This window comes from Pseudomonas sp. lyk4-R2A-10 (assembly GCF_030209075.1).
In the GTDB taxonomy this organism is placed as follows: Bacteria; Pseudomonadota; Gammaproteobacteria; order Pseudomonadales; family Pseudomonadaceae; genus Aquipseudomonas; species Aquipseudomonas glycinae.
The window spans coordinates 328,177-351,019 of record NZ_JARVSR010000002.1 but is presented as its reverse complement, the minus strand read 5'-3'; the positions used below and the strand labels follow the sequence as shown (position 1 = coordinate 351,019).

The following is a 22,843-nucleotide window of genomic DNA, read 5'->3' as shown; positions in this document are numbered from 1 at the left end:
CCGAGCCACATGTCCGCAGATCAACCTCTTGTTGCTGCCCTTCAATCTCTGTGGGACATACCACCATCCGGCCCACAGAATCTCTGGAGCAACCACGAGTTCGTCGCACTTAAGGAGATACTCAAAAAGCGCTACCGCAGCGGAAAATCCACCCTCGGGCTGGAGGTCTCCATCGGCAATGCGCTTACGTCGCTGGGTCTGCCTTGCAGCACCCCACATCTTCCCATCCACCCCAAGCCAGACATGGATGAGATTGTTGCCGCGTTGGCTTACGAGTTTCAACGAACCACCACTAAGCGACGTTACCTCTGCCCGCTCGATATGGCTGATCAGCTCCCGTCTTTCCAGTTTGGCAATGCCCGTATAGGTCGCTTTGACGCTGCCGAACTTGAAGGTTTGTTCAATGCGTCTCGCTTAGAGCGCTTTTATCCAGGCGTACGGCTGGACGCTCAGCGTCTGTCCCAGTTTCATTGGATGGTCGTAGAAGAAGACATATCTATTCGCGGCGAGCCGGGCGCTCGCCAGTTCTCTTGGCTTGACCTCCCCATCGGAAAGGATATGGGTGAGATTGTTCCCCACCGCGGGCGTTTCCCCACGGCGGTAGAGCGCGCGCTGTTCTGCCTACTGCTGGCGCCATGGGAAGACTGGGCCGAAATGCCCGAGGTGGACTGGCGGGGTTTTCAGCTACCTTGGATCTACACCGTCGACGATGACCTGTGCGCTGTCCCGCACCCGCCACCGACTCCTGAGCGGCTGTCGTGGGAGCCTTACTTCTACCAAGTGGACTACGACGAATGGGAGGAATCTGAACGCCCGCTGTGTCTGCGAAGTTGGGCAACCGCCGAGGATGTGCGGCAGGTACTGGAAGCCAAGTGGAAGCTGCTGCAGACAGCGAGTCAAGCATCGGAACTTTTCTCAACTCCGGTAGAGCACTTCCTGGTCCGCGCGTTCCTTTCCGATAGTATTGATGAAGTGATGGCGCATCTCATCATGATTGAGGCCGCGTTTGGCGCCGAGGCAGACCACAGACGCAAGCTGCGACTGACTGGCGATAATCACGACGAATCGCCGACGCGCAGGGTTGCTGCAAGACTGAGCGCCGCCATTGTCGAGCCGAGAGCAGCCAAAGAGTATCTGGAACTATACGATATGCGATGCACCTACGTTCACGGGCGCCCTGAAAGTCGCATTATCTCAACCCAACAGCGGGTTTTGGCACGTCGCCTTGCACGCGAAGCGGCAAACGCCCTAGTTAACATGGCGCAAGCACAGCAGTCCCGTGAAATCGTACTGCTCGACTTGCTCAATCGCGGCGTGGCGAACCTCCCACCCAAGCCGTGACCATGCGGCTAATTCAGTCGTAGCGACTTGAAGGTAAGTGGTGTGTAGCGAATGCCCGCGTGGGTTGGTGATTTCTGCCGGTCAAGGTTTCTCCTTGAACTGATCAGCCTGATGCAAACGACTGGTCAGGACGATGCAAATTGGTGGTCACGTCATTGCGATTACGCAGTCCTACAGTTAAATCCAAAAAATCACACATATCCTTCGCTTGTAGGGAACGCATAAAAGGCCAAAATCAAATATCCAGAACTTCAAAATGCAATAAATTCACTTACTGCCGTATGTGGCAGCTCCTACGGACTCGTCGGGAGTCAGAGAGTCCCTCTACGGCTGTCCTTCCAGAGTCCAACCGCCCGACGTGCTACGTCCCTTTTAATGCCCATCAATGCTCCCAACGAGTCAGTGCAGACACCAATGTTGGTGATGAGCAGGTAATTCGCGGCCGCTTCAATCTCCTCGTAAGATGGAAGGTATGGTCTGGTATCTAGGTGAAGTGAAACCTGAAGTTGCAGCCAATACGGATACATGCGAAGGCTGTCGTCAAAGCGTGATCGAGTGAAACGCGCCTCCTTGAAAACCTCTAGAAAACGCGATGGCCAGTCAGAAGTCAGCCACAGACCAGCTGCCAGAAGGTTAAAACGTCTAATCGTGCTCTGGTACTCAAAGTCTCGATTCGGCTCGATGTCGAACCTAACACCTATGCGCTCATTCAGAACCGCCCTAACCCTTTCGCCATGACGCCCCCCAATGACGCCAAGCAAAATTCGCAACCCGTTGAAGAAAGAAAGGCTGGAGCAAATAGAGAGCGGCCATCCACTCCATTCATTTGCTTCGAGCATATTCAGCATGCCGCACATGAGCTCGCGGGATTGAGCATAGGGCCATTTAACTTGTGTCGGCTGGGCCATCCCCAGATCGAATCCACACTGGTGGCACAAACGAAGTGAAAGTGGCGCCAGGGATTTGAGCCAACCCATTCCATGGCGGTGAAATGCCACTGGAGACTCACAGTAGGGGCAGTGTCGCAGCATCAGACATTGATGTTCCCGGCAGACGGTATAAATCGCGAGGCGCCAGGCACGCCGGTAGTAGGGCTCCGAATCACCTAAAAGACATAAAGGGCAGAATTGCATCCCCTCGCGGCGTCGAGTCCGATGATAGACGCCCGCTGGCAATAACCAGATTGCATCGCCAAAGACTGGCAGCGTTTCAAACAGCATGCCCTCGTAATAGCTAAGGGTCATTGATTGAATTGCAAGCTCAGATTGGTGGGTATGATTCTTCAAAACGTCCAGTAGCGCTCGCGGAGGGTGCCGGTCGATATCCCGACTCCAAATCGGCGCCTTGCACTCCAGCAGACTGAAGTAGAAGGTGTGTAGCGCAAATACGTTTGAAAACGCCAACCTCACCATCCAGGACGAAAGCAATTCACCCTGACATGGTTGAGGATGAACAGGGAGTATCATCAGACCCTCGATGCTAACCGGGTTCGCTCATCAGGCGGGATGTAGCGACACTCGTTCATGACCTCCATCGTAATCTGCTCGGTACCTGTCATGATGGCATGCTCAGTGGCAGCGTTGAGCAGTAATGAGAGTTCACCGATAGTACCCCCACTCATTGCCAGCGCCTTAGCCGCTAGACGACTCTCATGAAGACCAGAAGATTTACGCAAAGGAAGCAAACGCTCGAACGATGCCAGCAGTTGCCTGAACTCTTTGTCCATTTCCCATTTAGGCAAAAACTCTGGCTGAAAGCGGTTCTGGATCTGAGGATCGATACTCACCGCCCGCAAAAGATCACCTGTCCCACAACCAACAATTGAAATCTGCAACTCATTACTCAAATATTTAAGCATATTGAGGTACTGCTGCTGCCTCACAGATGATCCCGCCAACATATTGTGTAAATCGTCAATAATCAAAATCTTGAGCTGCACTTTTCTCATCACCCTAACTGCACGCAGACGCTTTACATCTAGTGATGAGCGCGGCACGCTCTCAAACAAATGAACGAGTATTTCAGAGTAGACACTTGCTTCAGATGGAGTCGACGGAGACTCAATTCTCAAAACCGGACAGATAATGCTTTCACCGCCCGGATTCTCCTGAGGGCGGTTCTGATCATAAAAATGGTTAATTACATTTGATTTTCCATTATTACTACTTCCAATCAAAAGCATGTTCGGCATTCGAGTTTGCCGAGGGAAGCTTAACAAACGCTCTAACTTATTGAGAGTTTCTAGCGCTCGAGGATAACCGATCCAACGAGGCTGATCGAGCCAACGAAGCCGAGAAGCCGCGTCAAGCTCGATACACCCCAAAGTGTTAGGGTGTAGGTGTGAGTAAGTGGTCATCCTGAAAACTTCCCAACTTCAATATTTTCGAAAGGCTTGATTTCTTCTTCAGAAAAATTTGATTTGCCAATTTCTTCAGTTGCTAAATTTACCGGCGCTCGACTCTGTTGGACAACCCCCCAACTCTTCATCTTTTCTTTGCGCCTTAAGCTTCTTTTTTCTGACGTGCGCCTCTGCTTGGCCAAACGGGTTCTTTGGATAGCCTCATCAATCATATCCCTCATGATTTTGACGCCTTTGAATATCATATCTTCATTAATATGAGCATGAGGGTTCTCTTTCTCCTTTTTGACTACCGCCTTCAATTCCCAAAGGCTTATAGCTGAATGCGCGCTATTAAGATAAGGAATCTGCACATACGCGTGAGTATCAGGATCAAGAAAATAGACTGAACTAATATCCCTAGGATCGTAAGCAAATATGAATTTACGAGACCTGTTTGTAACTGGATCCATAAGACCAATCCACTTTCGCAAAACAGGAGAATAATAATTTATATAATTTATCAAAACCCCGTTTTGCTGAATTGTTCTCTCTACATAGGGAGTGAAATCAAGTCGGAACTTTTCTTCATCTTGCACAGGTGCTGGCAAGCCCACACCAAGCTGAACATCTGTACCGTGGACAAACTTATTATAAAGATTTATCGGAGGGATATCATTAATCCCAGAATGAGCCTTATGGTGATATCGATATACTATGAATACGGTAAACCAAAGCTCGAGCTCCTCTAATGTCATACAAGCATGGCCTTCGGAGTCATATTTCAACTTCGACTGGACGTTAGAAAAAGTCGTACCCGGTATAGTGTGGGCCTCTTGCATAAACGTCCTGAATGCACGTTCCACATGCGGGCCGTAATTAGGCTGTTTCTTAGGCCGAAACTCAAGGATAATATTATTCTGTTCACAAGCTCGCTTGAGCATGTTGCCTTGAAACTCCTTAGCATTATCTACATGAATTTTGGTCATTTTCCCGTAAATAGGCCAATCAGCTAATATATCTCTTTTGGCAAGCCAGTGCTCCTTTCTCAAAACAGCATGAGCAATACACAAGCCGGCGGACATAGCGCTAGGACTGTCGAGAGTTAAATAAAACCCTGTAAGCATTTTAGTTGCCACATCGATTGCGATTGTTAGAAACGGGCGGCCGATCGGCAAACGATGCTCTTCATCAACAATAATGATATCCATTGGTGAATGGTCGATTTGAACAACAGCGTTCGGATAATCTCCGCCTGGGAATCTACCGCGATGCGGCGTAAGATCGTCTCGAACTTTTTCGTAGCCGAAACGCTCTCGGACAAGTGTTTCCTTGTCGATATTTTTGACTCTAAAATATATAGTATTCAAATGGGGGGGCGGCAAGCCAGTTGCACGACAAGCTACACCTATCTCATTACAGAGATCCGAAACTCTTGGCCTTTCCTTTGTAAGATAAAAATTCTTAATTTTATCTTGTATAATAGCTTCTACTTCCTCACCCAAACGTTGCCTTCCTTTATCCGCGCGCTCCGCACGAGCTAAGGAAGACACCAATTCTTGATCATTGTATTTTTTTAACCATCGGTAGATCGTGGGAACGCTAACACCGGAGGCGTCTGCAATTTTTTTAACATCCGCTGCCACACGCCCATTATTATTCAAAAGCGGGCGTATAATCTCAAATCGGCGAATAATTTCATTCCATTCTTCATTTTTACTAAGAAGCAGGGGCGATTTTACTAATTTTGCGCTTGGCAGGCTCAGTGATAAGTCACTCACACGAACTAGCTCAGTTGCCCCAGTTTCTATAATGCGGACAATTGCCTCGGTAAGTCCCTTGATCTCCACCAGCACCGCCGCATCTGTATGTCGATATACCAGTTGCCCGGGACCGAGAGTCTTCATATCAATCCTCCAACTTCCAAAGCCTAGAAGCCATGCATAACGGCGCTTCCAGATCACATCCTATTTTTTTTATCGAAATCAGATGCCATAGAACCGGTATTAGCTCAATTCTACGGGCCGCGCTTTCCGCTAGATGGGTCAATATAGATTCAGGCGTGGCTTCCCCCAGTTGGTCGAGAGCGGAGATCAACCGGTCAGCCGCGCTCGAAGAGGGAATCCGATCCAGAAATGGCCAGAGAAATTTTATGTTCGTGAGATAGTGGGTTCTGATTTCACGCTCAGTGAAGACCTGAAAGCGCCATCCTCGCAGATCACAATAGGCTTTGGCTGCACGAAATTTGGGCATCAGGATCTTCCATTGTTCACGAAAATCACTTCTGAACTTAACTTCATAAAGCACCGATGGCTCTAGGATCTTGCCCTCTTTGAAATGGATGAGCCCATCTGGCGTAAATTTGCGTTTCTCACCTTCAGCCGTTCTGTATTCGATGGTTAGTGGTTGGGCAAGAAAACTATGAACGCTTGGATTGAATCGAATGAGCTCCATCAAATCGCGTTCCAGCGTAGATTCATACTGTCCCATTTTAGGAACAGTGCCCCTAACACTCCGCTGCCTAACCCCAATTTTTCGTACAGGCTGACTATTGACTTCGCGCTTCATTCGCAGCTATCTCTAGATTTTTAATCATATTCTCATTTATTCATGGGTTTTACAGTGGCAGCTCAAAACCGCAACCCGGTGAAATCACCCTCGCCCATCACGGCGTGCTGTTTCTCGATGAGCTACCCGAGTTTGATCGCAAGGTGTTGGAGGTTCTGCGCGAACCGCTGGAATCCGGCTGCATCGTGATCGCAAGGGCCAAGGAACGGGTGCGGTTTCCCGCGAGATTCCAGCTGGTCGCGGCGATGAACCCCTGCCCCTGTGGATATCTTGGCGAACCGAGCGGCAAGTGCTCGTGCACGCCGGACATGGTGCAGCGCTATCGCAACAAACTGTCGGGGCCGTTGCTGGACCGGATCGATTTGCACCTGACGGTGGCGCGGGAGGCCACAGCGTTGAACCCTGCGGTGAAACCGGGAGAGGACAGCGCCAGCGCGGCCACGCGGGTCGCCGAGGCCCGCGAGCGTCAGCAAAAACGTCAGGGCTGTGCCAATGCGTTTCTCGATTTGCCGGGGCTGAAGAAGCACTGCAAGTTATCCACAGCCGATGAAACCTGGCTGGAGTCAGCCTGTGAGCGACTGACCCTGTCGCTGCGTTCAGCACATCGGCTGCTCAAGGTTGCACGGACACTGGCCGATATAGAGAAGGTTGATGCCATATCACGTGAGCATCTGGCCGAAGCGCTGCAATATCGCCCAGCGACGCAATGACGGGATGGACAGGCAGCTTACAGGCGACCTGTGCCAGCTGAAAATAAAGTCCGCGCGCGCTGATAGCCATTAGCCAAGATGTGATATAACGACGGCGCTTTTCATCAGGCGCCAGAGCTTTTAGTTAAAAACTTCAAACTTTAAAGCAATATAAAATGGAGGCGACACATCATGGAAAAGAACTCTTCAGCCCAGCGGGCGCAATACACTTGATCAATAAAATCGTCATGAGACGGCGGACTTAAAACAACTGCCGATGACAGATCTTCAATGGCGAACGCGTCAAGACAATATCAATCAGTTGTCTACGCGCAATCCAGCTGATCCAACTTTTTTGCCACGGCAAATTTTAAAAGTACAAGTCAATAATGAAAAACGTCTATTTGATCAGCAATGTCACCCGTGGCGGAAAAACCTACCTCGAATACCTGATCCCGGCGCTCAATGCCCTGCGCCACGCCTACAACTGCATCGTGCTGCAGACCGACAAGACCGGCCTGAGCAGGCAGGAGGCAGAAGAGATCCTTGACTATCCGGTTGAGCAGGTTGAAGTCGAAGTCATCGCGAACCTGGCCTCGCAAGTCGTCATTTCAAACGATGCCTGGATTGGCCGACTGCTCGACGATTCGAACTTCGGTATTTTCCTGACCCACGGCAATGTGGGAATGCCGACCAAAGACAAGTATTACTACGCCGAACTGACGTCCTATTGGGATGTGGTCATTTCTTCGTCCCGATCGGGTTTTGATCTGATCAGATCGGGCCTGCAACGCTACAGACCCGACAGAAAGGCCCTGAAATCGCTGATTGCCGATGGCATAGCCTTGCGCTCCGACCTGCGCAAGACCAGTCCGGTCGCGACTCTGCCCATCAAGGTTCCGAAATTCTTTGAATCCGCTCCCGGGTCAAACAAGGCGTCGGATGATTTCGTTGTCGGACTGCTGCCGACCCAACTGGGAATCTGCCCAAGCGGCGCCTCCCTGTACGAGAACCTGCAAACCGTGATCAACGCGGTCAAATCACAGATCCCTCACGCCCGGTTCATCCTGCGTCCGTACATGGCCGACCTTCAGCATCCAACCCTGAAGGACCTGTGCAACCAGCTCTCGGCGTATGAATGGATCACCATCGACACGACGGGCACCAGCAGCACGGTTTTCTACCAGCAGTGCGACACCATCATTACCGATGCCTCGACCGGCGGTGTCTCGTTCATGCTCAACACGTGCAGGCTGCCAATCTATTACGTTCCGACGACCGACGAGTCCAACCCGACCGTCGACGTCTGGTTGCAGCAAATGAACAACTTGCTGCCCATCGCCAAGAACGGCGAAGAACTCAAAGAGCTGGCACTCGGTTTCAGCCTGATGTCCCCTGAAGACTGCTACTTCATTTACAAGAAGTTCTATGAGAGTCAATACAGCAACTTGCCATTACCGCAGGATGTGTTTCACGACTTGATTGAAAACAGGCACGACTCGATGTTCTGCCAACTAACCATCGACTCTTTTGGCAACATCAAAGAACGTGACTGAATACTTGTATCGCGTATTGAACCGGTGCAGGTTCATCACGCCAGGTATCCAAACCGGACACTGGTCAGAATGCTATGAAATGTAACCCTCACGCGCAGGTGATCTGGATTACGGGCCTTTCAGGCGCCGGCAAATCAACGCTGGCCGGTGATCTCGTTGACCGTCTGCGCAGCCGCGGCGAATCGGTCGTGATGCTCGACGGCGACGAGCTGCGCGAGGTGTTCGGCGCCACCGCAGCCAGCTCGCAGAACCATGGCCGCGAAGGGCGACTCGCGCTGGCCATGCAATACGCCCACCTCTGCAGAATGATCGCCGCACAAGGCCACACCGTGGTGATCGCAACGATTTCGCTGTTTCGTGAAGTTCATGCGTGGAACCGTGCCCACCTGCCCGGCTATTTCGAGGTTTATCTCAAAGTACCGTTAGAGGAACTCGGTCGCCGGGATCCCAAGGGCATCTACCGTCGGTTTCATGCCGGTGAACTGCACAACGTTGCCGGTCTCGACCTGCCTGTGGATGAACCGCAGGCAGCGGACTGGCTGGTTGAATTCGACCCGCTGCGCTCCAGGCACGACCTGGCAGACGATCTACTCAATAAAATCAATACAAGGAATCCGGCATGAAAACCGAATGGGATTACACCACCCTGGCCGACGCTTACCTGAAGCGTCCTGACTACGCCGATGCTGCCATCGATGCCATGCTCTCGATCGCAGGTGCCGAACAGGGCGACAAATTCTGTGACGTCGGCGCCGGCGTTGCGCACCTGACGCTGATGCTGGCCGCTCGCGGTCTGGACGTCACCGCCGTGGAGCCCAACGATGCAATGCGCGGCAACGGCATCAAGCGCACTGCCGAACTGACCAATGTCAAATGGCACGAAGGCACCGGCGAAGCGACCGGGCAAGCGACCCAGGCGTTCGACATGGTCACCTTCGGCAGCTCGTTCAACGTCTGCGACCGCCAGCAGGCCCTCAAGGAAACCGCGCGCATTCTCAAGCCACGGGGTTGGTTCGCCTGCATGTGGAACCACCGCAACCTGGAAGACCCGATCCAGGCCCGAATCGAAGCGATCATCAAGGAACGCGTACCCGGTTATGGCTACGGCACCCGCCGCGAAGACCAGACGGCCGTGATCGACGCCAGCGAACTGTTCGGCCCGGTCGTGCATCTGGATGCCCGCGTCGTTCACCAGCAGAGCATCGAAGAATGCCTGGAAGCCTGGCGCTCCCACGCCACGCTGGAGCGTCAGGCCGGTGCGAATTTCCATGAAGTGATCAGCGCCATCGACGACTACCTCAAGGGCCTGAAGACGCCTTCGATCCAGATTCCGTACTCGACGAACATTTGGGTCGCCCAGCTGAGATAACGCCTGATGGCCCTGCATTTCTCTACCAAGGCCGGGACGCTGTCCAGCCTGCAAGGACGGCTCACCTCGGCCTGCATTGCTCCGCTATTGGCATTCACAGTGGCGGACTGGCGGCGGGACCGGCAAGCCTGTGTCCAGGCGATCCGGGAACGACTGCCGGCCGCCCCGTGGATCGTGCGCTCCAGTTGCGGGCGCGAGGACAGTGCCCAAGCGTCCTTAGCGGGCGCCTTCCTGTCGATCCCGAATGTCGACGATGCAGGGCTGAGCCCGGCGGTGGAACAGGTCATCGCCAGTTATGGCGAGGCGTGTCCGGCGGATGAAATACTGATCCAGCCCATGCTGGAGAATGTGCTGCGATCCGGCGTGGCGTTTTCCCATGACCCCAACACCTGCGCGCCCTATCGCGTGGTTAACTGGTCGGAAGGCAACGACACGGCCTCGGTGACCGGTGGCATGGGCGGTCGGCTCTGGCAGCAGGCTGCCCAGAGCAAGGTTGCAGCGCCCGCCGCCCTCGCGCCCGTGGTTGGCCTGCTCGAAGAGCTGCTGGCACTGTTCGGTGGCGAGCCCGTCGACTGTGAGTTTGCCGTCACACGGGAAGCCGAAGGCGAAGTGCTCTGGCTGTTGCAGGCCCGACCCCTGATCCTGCCTTCCCGTCCAGAGACCGATGCCGAGCAATCGGCCCGGCTGGACAGCATTCAGCGCAAAGTGGCGCGCGGCATGCGACCGCATCCGTTCCTGATCGGACAGCGCACCGTCTATGGCGTGATGCCTGACTGGAACCCGGCGGAAATCATCGGTATCCGGCCCAAACCGTTGGCGCTCTCGTTGTACCGGGACCTGGTGACCGATTCCATCTGGGCTTACCAGCGGCACAACTACGGCTACCGCAACCTGCGCAGCTTTCCGCTGATGCCGCACTTTTTCGGCCTGCCTTATATCGATGTGCGCCTGTCGTTCAACTCGTTCATTCCGGCGGACCTCGATGAGGATCTGGCGGGACGACTGGTCGACTATTACATCGACCGGTTGCTGGCCGAACCGACACTCCACGACAAGGTGGAGTTCGAGATCGTGTTCTCGTGCTACACCCTGGACCTCTCGCAGCAGCTGGAACGCCTCGCCGATGCAGGCTTTCAGCCCCACGAGCTGGAAGCGATCAGCACCAGCCTGCGCCAGCTGACCAACCGCATCGTCCATCCCAAGGACGGTCTGTGGCGCAGCGATGCCAACAAGCTGGATGTGCTCAATGCACGTCGTGAGGAGCTGCTGGCTTCCGATGCCGATCCGCTGGAGCGCATTTACTGGCTGCTGGAAGATGCGAAACGCTATGGCACCCTGCCCTTCGCCGGTCTGGCCCGTGCGGGTTTCGTCGCCGTGCAGATGCTCAGGTCGCTGGTGTCCGTGGGCGTGTTCTCTCAGGCCGACTACGATGCGTTCATGGCCGGTGTTTCAACCGTCAGCGGGCAGCTGGCGCGCGACCGGGCGACGCTCGGCAAGTCAGAATTCCTTGCGCGTTACGGCCATTTGCGACCGGGCACCTACGACATTCTGTCTCCCCGTTACGATGAAGCACCGGAACTCTATTTCGACTGGACACAGCGTCCCTCCGCCCCGGAACCCCTTCAGCCGTTTTCGCTGACGCTGCCGCAGATGCGCGAGATCGTGAAGCTGCTGGAAGCCCATGGTTTGCAGCCTGATCCAGTGGGTTTGCTGGACTTCCTGCAGAACGGTATCGAACTGCGGGAGCTGGCCAAGTTTCACTTCACCCGCAATCTCTCCGATGCCCTTGCCCTGATTGCACAAGTCGGTGCCGAGCACGGCATCGATCGCGAAGACCTGGCTTACTGCGACATCCGCGCCTTCACCGAACTGCACGTGGCGGCGGCGGATCCGAAAGAGGTGCTGCTGCGCAGCATCGAACAGGGCAAGGCGCGTTATGCCGAGACGCTCAAGGTCTCCCTGCCGCCGGTGATCACCCGCCCGGAAGATGTCTGGAGCTTCGAGTGGCCGGAAACGGCGCCCAATTTCATCACCCAGAAACGCGTGACCGCGCCGGTTGTGCTGTGCGATGACCGGGACAAACTCGCCGGGGCGATCGTCTGCATTCCCAATGCCGATCCGGGGTTCGACTGGCTGTTCGCCTACCCGATTGCCGGATTGATCACCGCCTGGGGCGGCGCCAACTCGCACATGGCGATTCGTGCGGGCGAACTGGGCTTGCCGGCCGTCATTGGTGCGGGTGAAGTGCTTTACCGGCGCTGGTCGACCGCGGACTTCCTGCACCTGGATTGCCCGGGCCGCCGGGTGGAGATGATGACATGAAGGTGGTCGCAGTCAGTCAACGGGTGGACAGCCATCCCGAGCGCGAAGAAACCCGTGATGCACTGGATCAGCGACTGATCGGGTTCCTTCTGACAGCCGGCTTCATCCCGGTGCCAGTACCCAACGGCTTTCCGCTCGATCACTGGCTGGCGGCCGTCGCGCCACACGCCATCGTGCTGTCGGGTGGCAATGACATCGGTCAGTGGCCGGCCCGCGACCGTACCGAGAGCGAGTTACTGGATCACGCTCGCGAACGTCAGTTGCCGGTACTGGGCATTTGTCGCGGCATGCAGATGCTGGCGCACGAGGCTGGCGGCGAGTTGAAACCGGTGACCGGTCATGTGCGAACCCGGCATCAGCTGTCCGGCCGGATCGTCGCCGAGGTGAACAGCTATCATGGCCTCGCTCTTGCCGGTTGCCCGCAGGGTTTCGACGTCATGGCGCGCAGCGAGGACGGTGAAATCGAAGCCATCCGCCACCTTCAACTGCCTTGGGAAGGCTGGATGTGGCACCCGGAGCGCGAAGCGGATTTTGCCACCCACGACCTAGAACGTATCCGGCAGCTGTTCGGCGAACCTGACTCCATTCAATAACCCACGGGATAGACGTGTTGTGAAAGCCATTATTCTGGCTGCCGGACGTGGCAGTCGCATGAAAAGCCTCACGGATGAGCGCCCCAAGTGCCTGGTCGAGCTGCGAGGCAAAGCCCTGCTCGAATGGCAGCTGGAATCCTTGCGCGCGGCGGGCATCAGCGAAATCGCCATAGTGACCGGCTATAAAAGAGAGTGGCTGGCCGAGCGTGACCTGATCGAATTCCACAACCCACGCTGGGCGGACACCAACATGGTGTCGTCGCTGGCGTGCGCCGAATCCTGGCTGCAGGGCCAGCCGTGCATCGTGAGTTATTCCGATATTTTCTACAGCCCGGACGCCGTTCGTTCGTTGGTGACCAACGAAGCATCGCTGGCCGTCACCTACGACCCCCATTGGCTGAAATTGTGGACGCAGCGTTTCGGCGATCCGTTGCTGGATGCCGAAACGTTCCGCCTGACCGACGCAGGTACGCTGGCCGAAATCGGCAACAAGCCGCAATCGGTGGACGAAGTTCAGGGTCAGTACATGGGGCTGCTGCGCTTCACCCCTGAGGGTTGGGCAGAAGTCGTTCGGCTACGAGCCGAACTGACCCCGGAACAACGCGACAAGATGCACATGACCAACACCCTGCAACGTGTCATCGATGCGGGTCGGGTTCCGGTCGCGGCCGTGGCCTACAGCGGAGAATGGGGAGAGGTCGACTCCAGCGAAGACCTCTCCGCTTACCAGTAAGCGGGCACGGCGCCTCAACGGAAGCGGTCGACTTCCTGGCGCAGGTCGGCTGCCAGGCCTTCCAGTTCCTTGGCGGTGATTGCCAGGTTCGACACCACTTCGCGCTGCTCGCTGTTGGCCATCGCGATGCTTTGCAGGTTGCTGCTCAACAGCGTCGCGGTACTGCTCTGTTCCTGGGTCGCGGTGGTAATCGCCGCAAACTGCTGGCCTGCCGAACGGCTCTGCTCATCGATCCGCGCCAGCGCCGAAGCGACGTTGGCGTTGCGCGACAGGCCTTCCTGCATCAGCAGGTTGCCCTGCTCCATGTTGCTGATGGCGTTGCCGGTTTCCTGCTGAATGCTGTGAATCATGCTGGAAATTTCATCCGTCGCCTGACGGGTACGCGAGGCCAGGCTGCGCACCTCGTCGGCCACCACGGCAAAGCCGCGACCCTGCTCGCCGGCGCGGGCCGCTTCGATGGCAGCGTTGAGTGCCAGCAGGTTGGTCTGTTCGGCAATCGAGGTAATCACGCTGACGATGCCGCCGATTTCCTGGGAGCGCTGACCCAGGGTGTTGATCACGGTCGCGGTGGTGTTCAGCGCACCGGCAATCTGCTCCAGCGAGGAAGATGCTTCTTCCATCGAGGTGCGACCGATCTGGGTCTGCTGGGCATTTTCCTGAGCCAGACGCTGGGTGTTGCCCATGTTGTCGGCAATGTTCAGCGACGTAGCGGAGAACTCTTCAACCGCACCGGCCATGCTGGTAATTTCGCCAGACTGTTGCTCCATGCCTTCATAGGCGCCGCCAGACAGACCGGACAGCGCTTGAGCCCGACGGTTGACCTCTTCCGAGGCGCGGCGGATGTGCTCGACCATGGTCGACAGGGCCTGGCTCATCTGGTTGAACGCGCGAGCCAGTTGACCGATTTCGTCGTTGCTCGACACGCTCAGACGCACGCTCAGATCACCGGCGCCCAAGGCTTCGGCCTGACGGACCAGATCGCCCAGCGGCGCCAGTTTGCTGCGCAGCAACCAGACCACGGAACCGACCGCCAGCAACATCGCCAGCAGACTGCCGATGGCCAGCTGAGTGCCGACGCTCCAGGTCACCGCGCGGATCTCAGCCTTCGGCATGCTCGCCACCACCGACCACGGGCCGCCTTCGAAAGGCACGGCAATGCTGTAGAAATCTTCGGACTTGTCGCTCCAGAACCGGCCTTTACCCGGCGCCTTCGCCAAATCGTTGACCACAGGAATCGCTTGATCCAGCGCCTGCACGCCCGCCGGCGCCACCAGCCATTGGTTTTTCTCGTCCAGCAATGCCAGCGAACCGGTCTGGCCGATGCGGAAGCGCTTGAGGTTGTCGAACTGGGCGTTCTGCGCGTCGGTGTAATCGAAGCCGACGAACAACACCGCAATCACCTTGCCGCTGCTGTCACGCACCGGGGTGTATTGGGTCATGTAGGAGCGATCGAACAGCAGAGCACGACCGACGTAGCCCTGCCCTGCCATCAACTTCGCATAGGCCGGGTGGGCGTGATCGAGCACGGTGCCGATGGCGCGGGTGCCATCCTGTTTGGTCAGCGAGGTGCTGACGCGGATGAAATCTTCGCCGCTGCGCACGAACAGCGTGGCGACACCCGCCGTCATCTGTTTGAACTCGTCGACTTCCTTGAAATTGTTGTTCAACACTTCGCTGCCCAGGTGCAGGCCCGGGGTCTGGGTGCCGGCCACGGTCACCGGCTCGCTCGGATGAATGCTCAGACCTGCACTGAAGCGCTTCTCGAACAACCCGCTCAAGCGCTGGGTGCTTTCACGCAGCGTGCCGTGGAAGGTGCTCAATTGGTCGGCGAGCAGGCGTGCCTCGCTGGCCAAGTGTTCTTCACGGGTGGCGAGGTTGGCAGTGTCCAGCGAACGCAGAGCGAACACCGTACTGCCGCTGATGACTATCGCCAGTATCACGGCGAGCGCGAGGCCCAGCTGCGAGGCGATCCGAGCGCGAGGTTGAGACATGGACAGCTCCTGGCCGAACTTCCGATCCTCCTTGATCGCAGCTCGGATAATTTTCTAATGGGGGGTGAATCGTGGAGACCGGCACGACGGTTCCACATGCACGTATTCGGCGGTAAAACCGAATACTTGAGCGAAAAACAGGGTTATGGCGAAAGGCCGGCATTGTGTAGGCTCGAACGATTCAGCTCAAGCGCGTGACCGCCGGCAGCGCCATGGCGCGCACTTCGTTTTGCAGAAAGTCGCTGAGGCGGCGCAAACGTTCACCTCCAGGACGGGTCTTTGGCCACACCAGGTAATAATTCAGTCCGCTGGCGACCGCCGTTGGCCACGGCAGACTCAGGCGTCCTTGCGCGACATCCTCGGCCACCATCAGCAGATCGCCCATGGACACCCCATAGCCCCGGGCCGCCGCGATCATGCCCAGTTCCAGGGTATCGAACACTTGCCCGCCCTTGAGCGACACCTGATCCGACAGCCCCATGTGCTCCAGCCAGCTACGCCAGTCCCGGCGATCCGGCGTCGGGTGCAACAACTCGGCGCTGGCCAGTCGCGCCACATCCCAGGGCTGATCGTTGAGCAGGTTCGGCGCGCCGACCGGAATCAGCTCTTCGGGAAACAGCAGACTGGCTTCCCAGTCCAGCGGAAAATGCCCGTCGCTCAGCAATACTGCGCAATCGAAGGGCTCGTTGTTGAAGTCCACCGAATCCACATCCATCCACGCACTGGTCAGTTGCACCTCATTGCCGGGCTGCAAATGCCGGAAGCGACTGAGCCGCGCCAGCAACCAGCGCATGGTCAGGGTCGACGGGGCTTTCATGCGCAGGATGTCATCTTCGGCGCGCAAGGTATTGCAGGCTCGCTCCAGCGCGGCGAAGCCTTCGCGGATGCCCGGCAGCAGCAGGCGCGCCGACTCGGTCAGTTGCAGGTTGCGCCCGCTGCGGTGGAACAAGCGGCAGGCGAAGTGCTCTTCGAGCGTACGGATGTGCCGGCTCACCGCACTCTGGGTAATCGACAATTCTTCAGCCGCCCGGGTGAACGAACTGTGGCGGGCCGCCGCTTCGAATGCGCGCAGGGCATACAAGGGTGGAAGACGACGGGACATGCACAACGCTCCAATGGCGGGATTGCGTCAACTTAGCAGAATCGCGGCAGGATGAGTTTTAATCATGCCACCCATCCTTTTTATCCCTTTGTGCAACCTGCGCCAAACCCTGAGAATCGACGGTCTCTTGCCCCCTCTTTTAAAAGGATGTGAAAACATGCAGCGTCCTGTGCGTACCGAACTCTGGGCCATCCTGCGGCTGGCGGGGCCGTTGATCGCCTCGCAGTTGGCGCACATGCTGATGGTGCTGACCGATACCCTGATGATGGCGCGCCTCAGTCCCGAAGCGCTGGCCGGCGGTGGTCTGGGCGCGGCCACTTATTCATTCGTGTCTATTTTCTGCATCGGCGTGATCGCGGCGGTCGGCACTCTGGTGGCGATTCGTCAGGGCGCCGGCGACATCATCGGCGCCGCCCGCCTGACTCAGGCCGGGCTGTGGCTGGCGTGGCTGATGGCGCTCGGTGCCGGGTTGCTGTTGTGGAACCTGAAACCGGTGCTGTTGCTGTTCGGCCAGACCGAGACCAACGTCAACGCCGCCGGGCAGTTTCTGATCGCCCTGCCATTCGCCCTGCCCGGCTACCTGAGCTTCATGGCCCTGCGCGGTTTCACCAGCGCCATCGGCCGGGCGACACCGGTGATGGTCATCAGCCTCGCCGGCACGGTGGCCAACTTCCTGCTCAACTACGCGCTGATCACCGGCCTGTTCGGCCTGCCGAAACTCGGGCTGACCGGTATCGGCCTGGTCACGGCGATTGTCGCCAACTGCATGGCACTGGCGCTGGCCTGGCATATCCGTCGGCATCCGGCCTACGACGCCTACCCGTTGCGCGAGGGTCTGTCGCGGCCAAACCGGCAGTACCTGAAAGAACTCTGGCGCCTGGGCCTGCCGATCGGCGGGACCTACGCGGTGGAAGTCGGGCTGTTCGCCTTCGCGGCGCTGTGCATGGGCACCATGGGCAGCACGCAACTGGCGGCGCACCAGATCGCCCTGCAAATCGTCTCGGTGGCGTTCATGGTGCCGGCGGGGATGTCGTATGCGATCACCATGCGTGTCGGCCAGCATTACGGCGCCGGGCAATTGAGTGATGCGCGGATGTCCGGGCGGGTCGGCATCGTCTTCGGTGCAGTGGTGATGCTGGGGTTTGCGATGGTGTTCTGGTTGCTGCCGAATCAGTTGGTCGGTTTGTTCCTCGACCATAACGACCCGGCGTTTGCCGAAGTGATTCGTCTGGCCGTGAGCCTGCTGGCCGTGGCGGCCTGGTTCGAGCTGTTCGACGGCACGCAGACGATTGCCATGGGCTGCATCCGCGGGCTCAAGGATGCCAAGACCACATTCCTGGTCGGGCTTGTTTGCTACTGGCTGATCGGCGCGCCGGCGGCGTGGCTGATGGCGTTTCATCTGCACTGGGGGCCGACCGGCGTCTGGTGGGGTCTGGCGCTGGGGCTGGCGTGTGCGGCGGTGAGCCTGACGCTGGCGTTCGAATGGAAGATGAAGCGGATGATTCGGCTCGAACCGCAACCTCAAGGTTTCAAGATCGCTCAGCCGGAATGACAGGTCGGCGAGAGCAACCTCGCTCCCGCTTATTGGTTCGTCAGACCACAATGCCCAGCGGAGGCTGACTGGCATCAGCCACCAGGTAATCAACCAGTTCCGCCAACGGCAGCGGCTTGCTGATCAGGTAGCCCTGCACCTGATCGCAGCCGAACCCGCGCAACAGATCCAGTTGCTCCCGGGTTTCCACCCCTTCGGCCACCACTTCCAGGTGCAGGTTGTGCGCAAGATTGATCATCGCGTGCACCAGTTTGCGGTTCTCTTCGCGCTGCTCCATGCCGCCGACGAAGCTCTTGTCGATCTTCAGCAAGGTGATCGGCAGGCTGTTGAGGTGCACGAACGATGAGAACCCGGTGCCGAAATCATCCAGCGAAAAACGCACGCCGAGGCGACCGAGGGCGTCCATGGTCTGCTTGACCAGATCGCTGCGGCGCATCACGGCGGTTTCGGTGAGTTCGAATTCCAGCCACTGCGCCTCGACGCCGCGCTCGGCGATCAGACGACTGAGCGTCGGCAGCAACTGACTGTCCTGAAACTGGCGAAACGACAGGTTGATCGCCATGTGCAGCGCCGGCAGTCCGCGCTCGCGCAACGCCTGCATGTCGCGCAGGGCCCGGGAAATCACCCAGTAACCCAGCGGCACGATCAGACCGCTCTGCTCGGCCAGCGGCACGAATTCACTCGGCGGCAGCAGGCCGCGCTCACTGTGACGCCAGCGCACCAGCGCTTCGAGGCCGACGATCTGGCCGTCCTGCAGGTTCAGGCGCGGCTGGTAATGCAGCTCCAATTCATCGCGACGCAAAGCCCGGCGCAGCTCGCTTTCGAGGTCGGCCATGCTCCGCGCGTTGCGGTTGATCCGCTCGTTGAAGATGTGAAAAGTGCAGCCCTGAGTGCTCTTGGCCTGCTGCATGGCGATGTGCGCGTGCCACATCAACGGATCGGCGCCGCCCTGGGCCCGCGCATGGGCGATGCCGAGGCTGGAGCCGATCAGCAGGCTTTCGCCATCGACCCAGTAAGGTTCAGCCAGCGCTTCGGTGATGCGTTCGGCCATCCATTCTGCCCGTTGCGGGGCGCGGCGAGTGTCGATCAGCAGGGCGAATTCGTCGCTGCCGAGGCGCGCCAGTTGATCGCCGATTTCCAGCTGACTTTTCAGCCGTGCGACGACTTGCAGGATCAGGCGGTCGCCGGCCTGGTGGCCGAGAGCATCGTTGGCGTGGCGGAAGTTGTCGAGATCGAGGTGCCCGAGGGCCAGGCCGCGGCCGTCGTTTTCGGCGAGACGCGCCGTGAGCAGGGTCTGGAAGCCCTGACGATTGGCGATGCCGGTCAGCGGATCCTGCTCGGCCAGGCGTTGCAGGGTGTTTTCCAGCACGCCGCGTTCGCGCACATGCCGCAGGCAACGCCGGAGCATGTCGGTATCGAGGGCATCGAACACCAGCCAGTCGCTGACGCCGTCGGGCGCGGTTGCCGGTTCGTGCTCCAGCAGCAACACTGTCGGCAGGCTGCAACGGCCGGGCGCCGGCTGCAACGCGGGAACGGTCAACAGCACCGCATGGCGGTTGTCTTCGAACAGGCTGCTGACCGACTCCCAGCTCGGCGCGCTGATCAGCACCGCCGCACTCCCCAACGGAGCCAGACACTCGCGCAATAACGCTGTCCACGCTGGCTCTTCGGCCAGTAGCAGCAAACGCAAGGGTTCGACAGGCGTAGTCAAGCTGACTCCCTAGACTCTGCAATGATGTGGGCGGCGGGCATTATGCCGTTGCGGCAACCAATGACCAAACGACAACGGTAAGCAAAACGTTATTTTGTGTCACGAATGAGAACATTAGCCGCAAAATCACCGCGCATCCTGCGTGAAAGTAACAAAACCGGCAAATTTGAATCGCGTGCTGCGTCACAAGTCGGAGAGAGCAGCACAAATCGCTGAGCCTGTTAAAATGCCGGCCCATTTCGTCAACGACTCCCGAATTTTCGTATGTCCCGACTCAATCCCCGGCAGCAAGAAGCCGTGAACTACGTCGGCGGCCCTCTATTGGTGCTCGCCGGTGCTGGCTCCGGCAAGACCAGCGTGATCACGCGCAAGATTGCGCATCTGATCCAGAACTGCGGCATCCGCGCCCAGTACATCGTCGCCATGACCTTCACCAACAAGGCCGCGCGCGAGATGAAGGAGCGGGTCGGCACCCTGCTGCGTCCAGGCGAAGGACGCGGGCTGACGGTCTGCACCTTCCACAACCTGGGCCTGAACATCATCCGCAAGGAACATGAACGGCTGGGCTACAAACCCGGTTTCTCGATCTTCGACGAAACCGACGTCAAGTCGCTGATGACCGACATCATGCAGAAGGAATATGCAGGCGACGACGGCGTCGACGAGATCAAGAACATGATCGGCGCCTGGAAAAACGACCTGATTCTGCCGGCCCAGGCCTTGGAAAACGCCCGCAACCCCAAGGAACAGACCGCCGCCATCGTCTACACCCACTACCAGCGCACGCTCAAGGCGTTCAACGCGGTGGACTTCGACGACCTGATCCTGCTGCCGGTGAAACTCTTCGAAGAGCACGCCGACATCCTCGAAAAGTGGCAGAACAAGGTGCGTTACCTGCTGGTCGACGAATACCAGGACACCAACGCCAGCCAGTACCTGCTGGTGAAAATGCTCATCGGCAAACGCAACCAGTTCACCGTGGTGGGCGACGACGACCAGTCGATCTACGCCTGGCGCGGCGCGCGGCCGGAAAACCTGATGCTGCTCAAGGACGACTATCCGTCGCTGAAAGTGGTGATGCTCGAGCAGAACTACCGCTCCACCAGCCGCATCCTGCGCTGCGCCAACGTGCTGATCTCGAACAACCCGCACGAATTCGAAAAACAGCTGTGGAGTGAGATGGGCCACGGCGACGAGATCCGCGTGATCCGCTGCCGCAACGAGGACGCCGAAGCCGAACGCGTGGCCATGGAAATCCTCAGCCTGCACTTGCGCACCGACCGCCCGTACAGCGATTTCGCGATCCTCTATCGCGGCAACTACCAGGCCAAGCTGATCGAGCTGAAACTGCAGCACCATCAGGTGCCGTACCGTCTGAGCGGCGGCAACAGCTTCTTCGGCCGTCAGGAAGTGAAAGACCTGATGGCCTACTTCCGCCTGATCGTGAACCCGGACGACGACAACGCCTTCCTGCGGGTGATCAACGTGCCGCGCCGGGAAATCGGCTCGACGACCCTGGAAAAACTCGGCAACTACGCCACCGAACGCAAGATCTCGATGTACGCCGCCACCGATGAACTCGGCCTGGGCGAGCATCTGGACAGCCGCTTCACCGACCGCCTGTCGCGCTTCAAGCGCTTCATGGACAAGGTGCGCGAGCAGTGCGCCGGCGAAGACCCGATCTCCGCCCTGCGCAGCATGGTCATGGACATCGACTACGAGAACTGGCTGCGCACCAACAGTTCCAGCGACAAGGCCGCGGACTACCGGATGAGCAACGTCTGGTTCCTGATCGAAGCCTTGAAGAACACCCTGGAAAAAGACGAAGACGGCGAAATGACCGTCGAGGACGCCATCGGCAAACTCGTCCTGCGTGACATGCTGGAACGTCAGCAGGAAGAGGAAGAGGGTGCCGAAGGCGTGCAGATGATGACCTTGCATGCGTCCAAGGGCCTGGAATTCCCTTACGTGTTCATCATGGGCATGGAAGAGGAAATCCTCCCGCACCGCTCCAGCATCGAAGCCGACACCATCGAAGAAGAACGCCGCCTGGCCTACGTGGGCATCACCCGCGCGCGCCAGACCCTGGCATTCACCTTCGCCGCCAAGCGCAAACAGTACGGCGAGATCATCGACTGCGCGCCCAGCCGCTTCCTCGATGAGCTGCCGCCGGACGACCTGGCCTGGGAAGGCAACGACGACACACCGACCGAAGTCAAAGCCGTGCGGGGCAACAGCGCACTGGCTGATATACGCGCGATGTTAAAGCGCTAGAATTGACCACTTTTTACTAGACCTTCGACGCACAAAGCGTCAAATGAGGACAGCTTCATGGAAGCATTGCACCAGAAAATCCGCGAACAAGGCATCGTGCTTTCCGACCAGGTCCTGAAGGTCGACGCCTTCCTGAACCACCAGATCGACCCGGTCCTGATGAAGCTGATCGGCGACGAATTCGCCACGCTGTTCAAGGATTCGGGCATCACCAAGATTGTCACCATCGAAGCCTCGGGCATCGCCCCGGCGATCATGACCGGCCTGAACCTCGGCGTGCCGGTGATCTTCGCCCGCAAGCAACAGTCCCTGACCCTGACTGAAAACCTGCTGTCGGCGACCGTTTACTCGTTCACCAAGAAAACCGAAAGCACCGTGGCCATCTCCCCGCGCCACCTGACCAGCAGCGACCGTGTGCTGATCATCGACGACTTCCTGGCCAACGGTAAGGCGTCCCAGGCGCTGATCTCGATCATCAAGCAGGCCGGCGCCACCGTCGCGGGCCTGGGCATCGTGATCGAGAAGTCGTTCCAGGGCGGCCGTGCGGAGCTGGATTCGCAGGGTTACCGCGTCGAGTCGCTGGCTCGCGTGAAGTCGCTGAAGGATGGCGTGGTTACCTTCATCGAGTAACCCGGCTTCATCGCATTATCCCTGTGGGAGCGGGCTTGCTCGCGAAGGCGTTGTGTCAGTCAAAGTATAGGTCG

18 protein-coding genes are annotated in these 22,843 nt (G+C 57.8%); 11 read left to right on the top strand and 7 right to left on the bottom strand.

Annotation, left to right across the window (positions count from 1 at the left end; all coding sequences use genetic code 11):
* The first annotated feature begins 9 nt into the window (after positions 1-9).
* Complete coding sequence (locus tag QRN46_RS03855) at positions 10-1,341, top strand: hypothetical protein (RefSeq protein ID WP_285354302.1); 1,332 nt, start codon at positions 10-12, stop codon at positions 1,339-1,341.
* 311 nt (positions 1,342-1,652) lie between these two features.
* On the opposite strand, the gene QRN46_RS03850 is transcribed toward QRN46_RS03855, so the two are convergent.
* Genes QRN46_RS03850 through QRN46_RS03835 form a run of 4 tightly spaced genes read right to left on the bottom strand, consistent with a single transcriptional unit; the run spans position 1,653 to position 6,247 of the window.
* The gene (locus QRN46_RS03850) at positions 1,653-2,807 is read right to left on the bottom strand and encodes a TniQ family protein (protein ID WP_285354301.1); all 1,155 of its coding nucleotides are present in this window, start codon (positions 2,805-2,807) and stop codon (positions 1,653-1,655) included.
* A complete protein-coding gene (locus QRN46_RS03845; RefSeq protein ID WP_285354300.1) occupies positions 2,807-3,697 on the bottom strand; it encodes a TniB family NTP-binding protein in 891 nt (296 codons plus the stop codon). The genes QRN46_RS03850 and QRN46_RS03845 overlap by 1 nt, the downstream gene beginning before the upstream one ends.
* On the bottom strand, positions 3,694-5,586 hold the full coding sequence (locus tag QRN46_RS03840; RefSeq protein WP_285354299.1) for a TnsB C-terminal domain-containing protein: 1,893 nt from the start codon (positions 5,584-5,586) through the stop codon (positions 3,694-3,696). Before QRN46_RS03840 ends, QRN46_RS03845 begins: the two co-directional genes overlap by 4 nt.
* Before the next feature lies 1 nt (position 5,587).
* Positions 5,588-6,247, bottom strand: coding sequence for a TnsA endonuclease N-terminal domain-containing protein (locus tag QRN46_RS03835; protein ID WP_285354298.1), 660 nt, complete (start codon positions 6,245-6,247; stop codon positions 5,588-5,590).
* 8 nt (positions 6,248-6,255) lie between these two features.
* Between QRN46_RS03835 and QRN46_RS03830 the strand changes: the two genes are divergently transcribed.
* The 7 genes from QRN46_RS03830 (at position 6,256) to QRN46_RS03800 (ending at position 13,509) form a co-directional block, all read left to right on the top strand.
* The gene (locus tag QRN46_RS03830; protein ID WP_285354393.1) at positions 6,256-6,957 is read left to right on the top strand and encodes an ATP-binding protein; all 702 of its coding nucleotides are present in this window, start codon (positions 6,256-6,258) and stop codon (positions 6,955-6,957) included.
* Positions 6,958-7,325: 368 nt separating this feature from the next.
* The gene (locus QRN46_RS03825; RefSeq protein ID WP_011336529.1) at positions 7,326-8,492 is read left to right on the top strand and encodes a hypothetical protein; all 1,167 of its coding nucleotides are present in this window, start codon (positions 7,326-7,328) and stop codon (positions 8,490-8,492) included.
* A 74-nt stretch (positions 8,493-8,566) separates the two neighbouring features.
* Positions 8,567-9,115, top strand: coding sequence for an adenylyl-sulfate kinase (locus tag QRN46_RS03820; RefSeq protein ID WP_011336530.1), 549 nt, complete (start codon positions 8,567-8,569; stop codon positions 9,113-9,115).
* Positions 9,112-9,861 carry a class I SAM-dependent methyltransferase gene (locus QRN46_RS03815; RefSeq protein ID WP_011336531.1) on the top strand — a complete coding sequence of 250 codons (750 nt, stop codon included), beginning with the start codon at positions 9,112-9,114 and terminating at the stop codon, positions 9,859-9,861. The genes QRN46_RS03820 and QRN46_RS03815 overlap by 4 nt, the downstream gene beginning before the upstream one ends.
* A 6-nt stretch (positions 9,862-9,867) precedes the next feature.
* Positions 9,868-12,183 carry a PEP-utilizing enzyme gene (locus QRN46_RS03810; RefSeq protein WP_011336532.1) on the top strand — a complete coding sequence of 772 codons (2,316 nt, stop codon included), beginning with the start codon at positions 9,868-9,870 and terminating at the stop codon, positions 12,181-12,183.
* Positions 12,180-12,776: a gamma-glutamyl-gamma-aminobutyrate hydrolase gene (locus QRN46_RS03805; RefSeq protein ID WP_011336533.1), complete on the top strand. Its 597-nt coding sequence runs from the start codon at positions 12,180-12,182 to the stop codon at positions 12,774-12,776. Before QRN46_RS03810 ends, QRN46_RS03805 begins: the two co-directional genes overlap by 4 nt.
* Positions 12,777-12,795: 19 nt before the next feature.
* Positions 12,796-13,509: a phosphocholine cytidylyltransferase family protein gene (locus QRN46_RS03800; RefSeq protein ID WP_201818805.1), complete on the top strand. Its 714-nt coding sequence runs from the start codon at positions 12,796-12,798 to the stop codon at positions 13,507-13,509.
* A gap of 14 nt (positions 13,510-13,523) precedes the next feature.
* Here QRN46_RS03800 and QRN46_RS03795 read toward each other — a convergent pair whose 3' ends face one another.
* Both QRN46_RS03795 and QRN46_RS03790 read right to left on the bottom strand, forming a co-directional pair.
* A complete protein-coding gene (locus QRN46_RS03795) occupies positions 13,524-15,500 on the bottom strand; it encodes a methyl-accepting chemotaxis protein (protein WP_285354297.1) in 1,977 nt (658 codons plus the stop codon).
* Between the two features lie 181 nt (positions 15,501-15,681).
* Entirely contained in the window at positions 15,682-16,602 is a 921-nt protein-coding gene (locus QRN46_RS03790) for a LysR substrate-binding domain-containing protein (protein WP_011336536.1), read from the bottom strand.
* A gap of 157 nt (positions 16,603-16,759) precedes the next feature.
* Between QRN46_RS03790 and QRN46_RS03785 the strand changes: the two genes are divergently transcribed.
* The gene (locus QRN46_RS03785) at positions 16,760-18,154 is read left to right on the top strand and encodes a NorM family multidrug efflux MATE transporter (protein ID WP_201818802.1); all 1,395 of its coding nucleotides are present in this window, start codon (positions 16,760-16,762) and stop codon (positions 18,152-18,154) included.
* Between the two features lie 40 nt (positions 18,155-18,194).
* Here QRN46_RS03785 and QRN46_RS03780 read toward each other — a convergent pair whose 3' ends face one another.
* Positions 18,195-19,865 carry a putative bifunctional diguanylate cyclase/phosphodiesterase gene (locus QRN46_RS03780; protein ID WP_201818800.1) on the bottom strand — a complete coding sequence of 557 codons (1,671 nt, stop codon included), beginning with the start codon at positions 19,863-19,865 and terminating at the stop codon, positions 18,195-18,197.
* Between the two features lie 264 nt (positions 19,866-20,129).
* Here QRN46_RS03780 and rep point away from each other — a divergent pair, with 264 nt between their 5' ends.
* Both rep and QRN46_RS03770 read left to right on the top strand, forming a co-directional pair.
* Positions 20,130-22,139, top strand: coding sequence for a DNA helicase Rep (gene rep / locus QRN46_RS03775; RefSeq protein WP_011336539.1), 2,010 nt, complete (start codon positions 20,130-20,132; stop codon positions 22,137-22,139).
* Positions 22,140-22,196: 57 nt separating this feature from the next.
* The gene (locus QRN46_RS03770) at positions 22,197-22,769 is read left to right on the top strand and encodes a xanthine phosphoribosyltransferase (RefSeq protein WP_285354296.1); all 573 of its coding nucleotides are present in this window, start codon (positions 22,197-22,199) and stop codon (positions 22,767-22,769) included.
* Positions 22,770-22,843 lie beyond the last annotated feature (74 nt).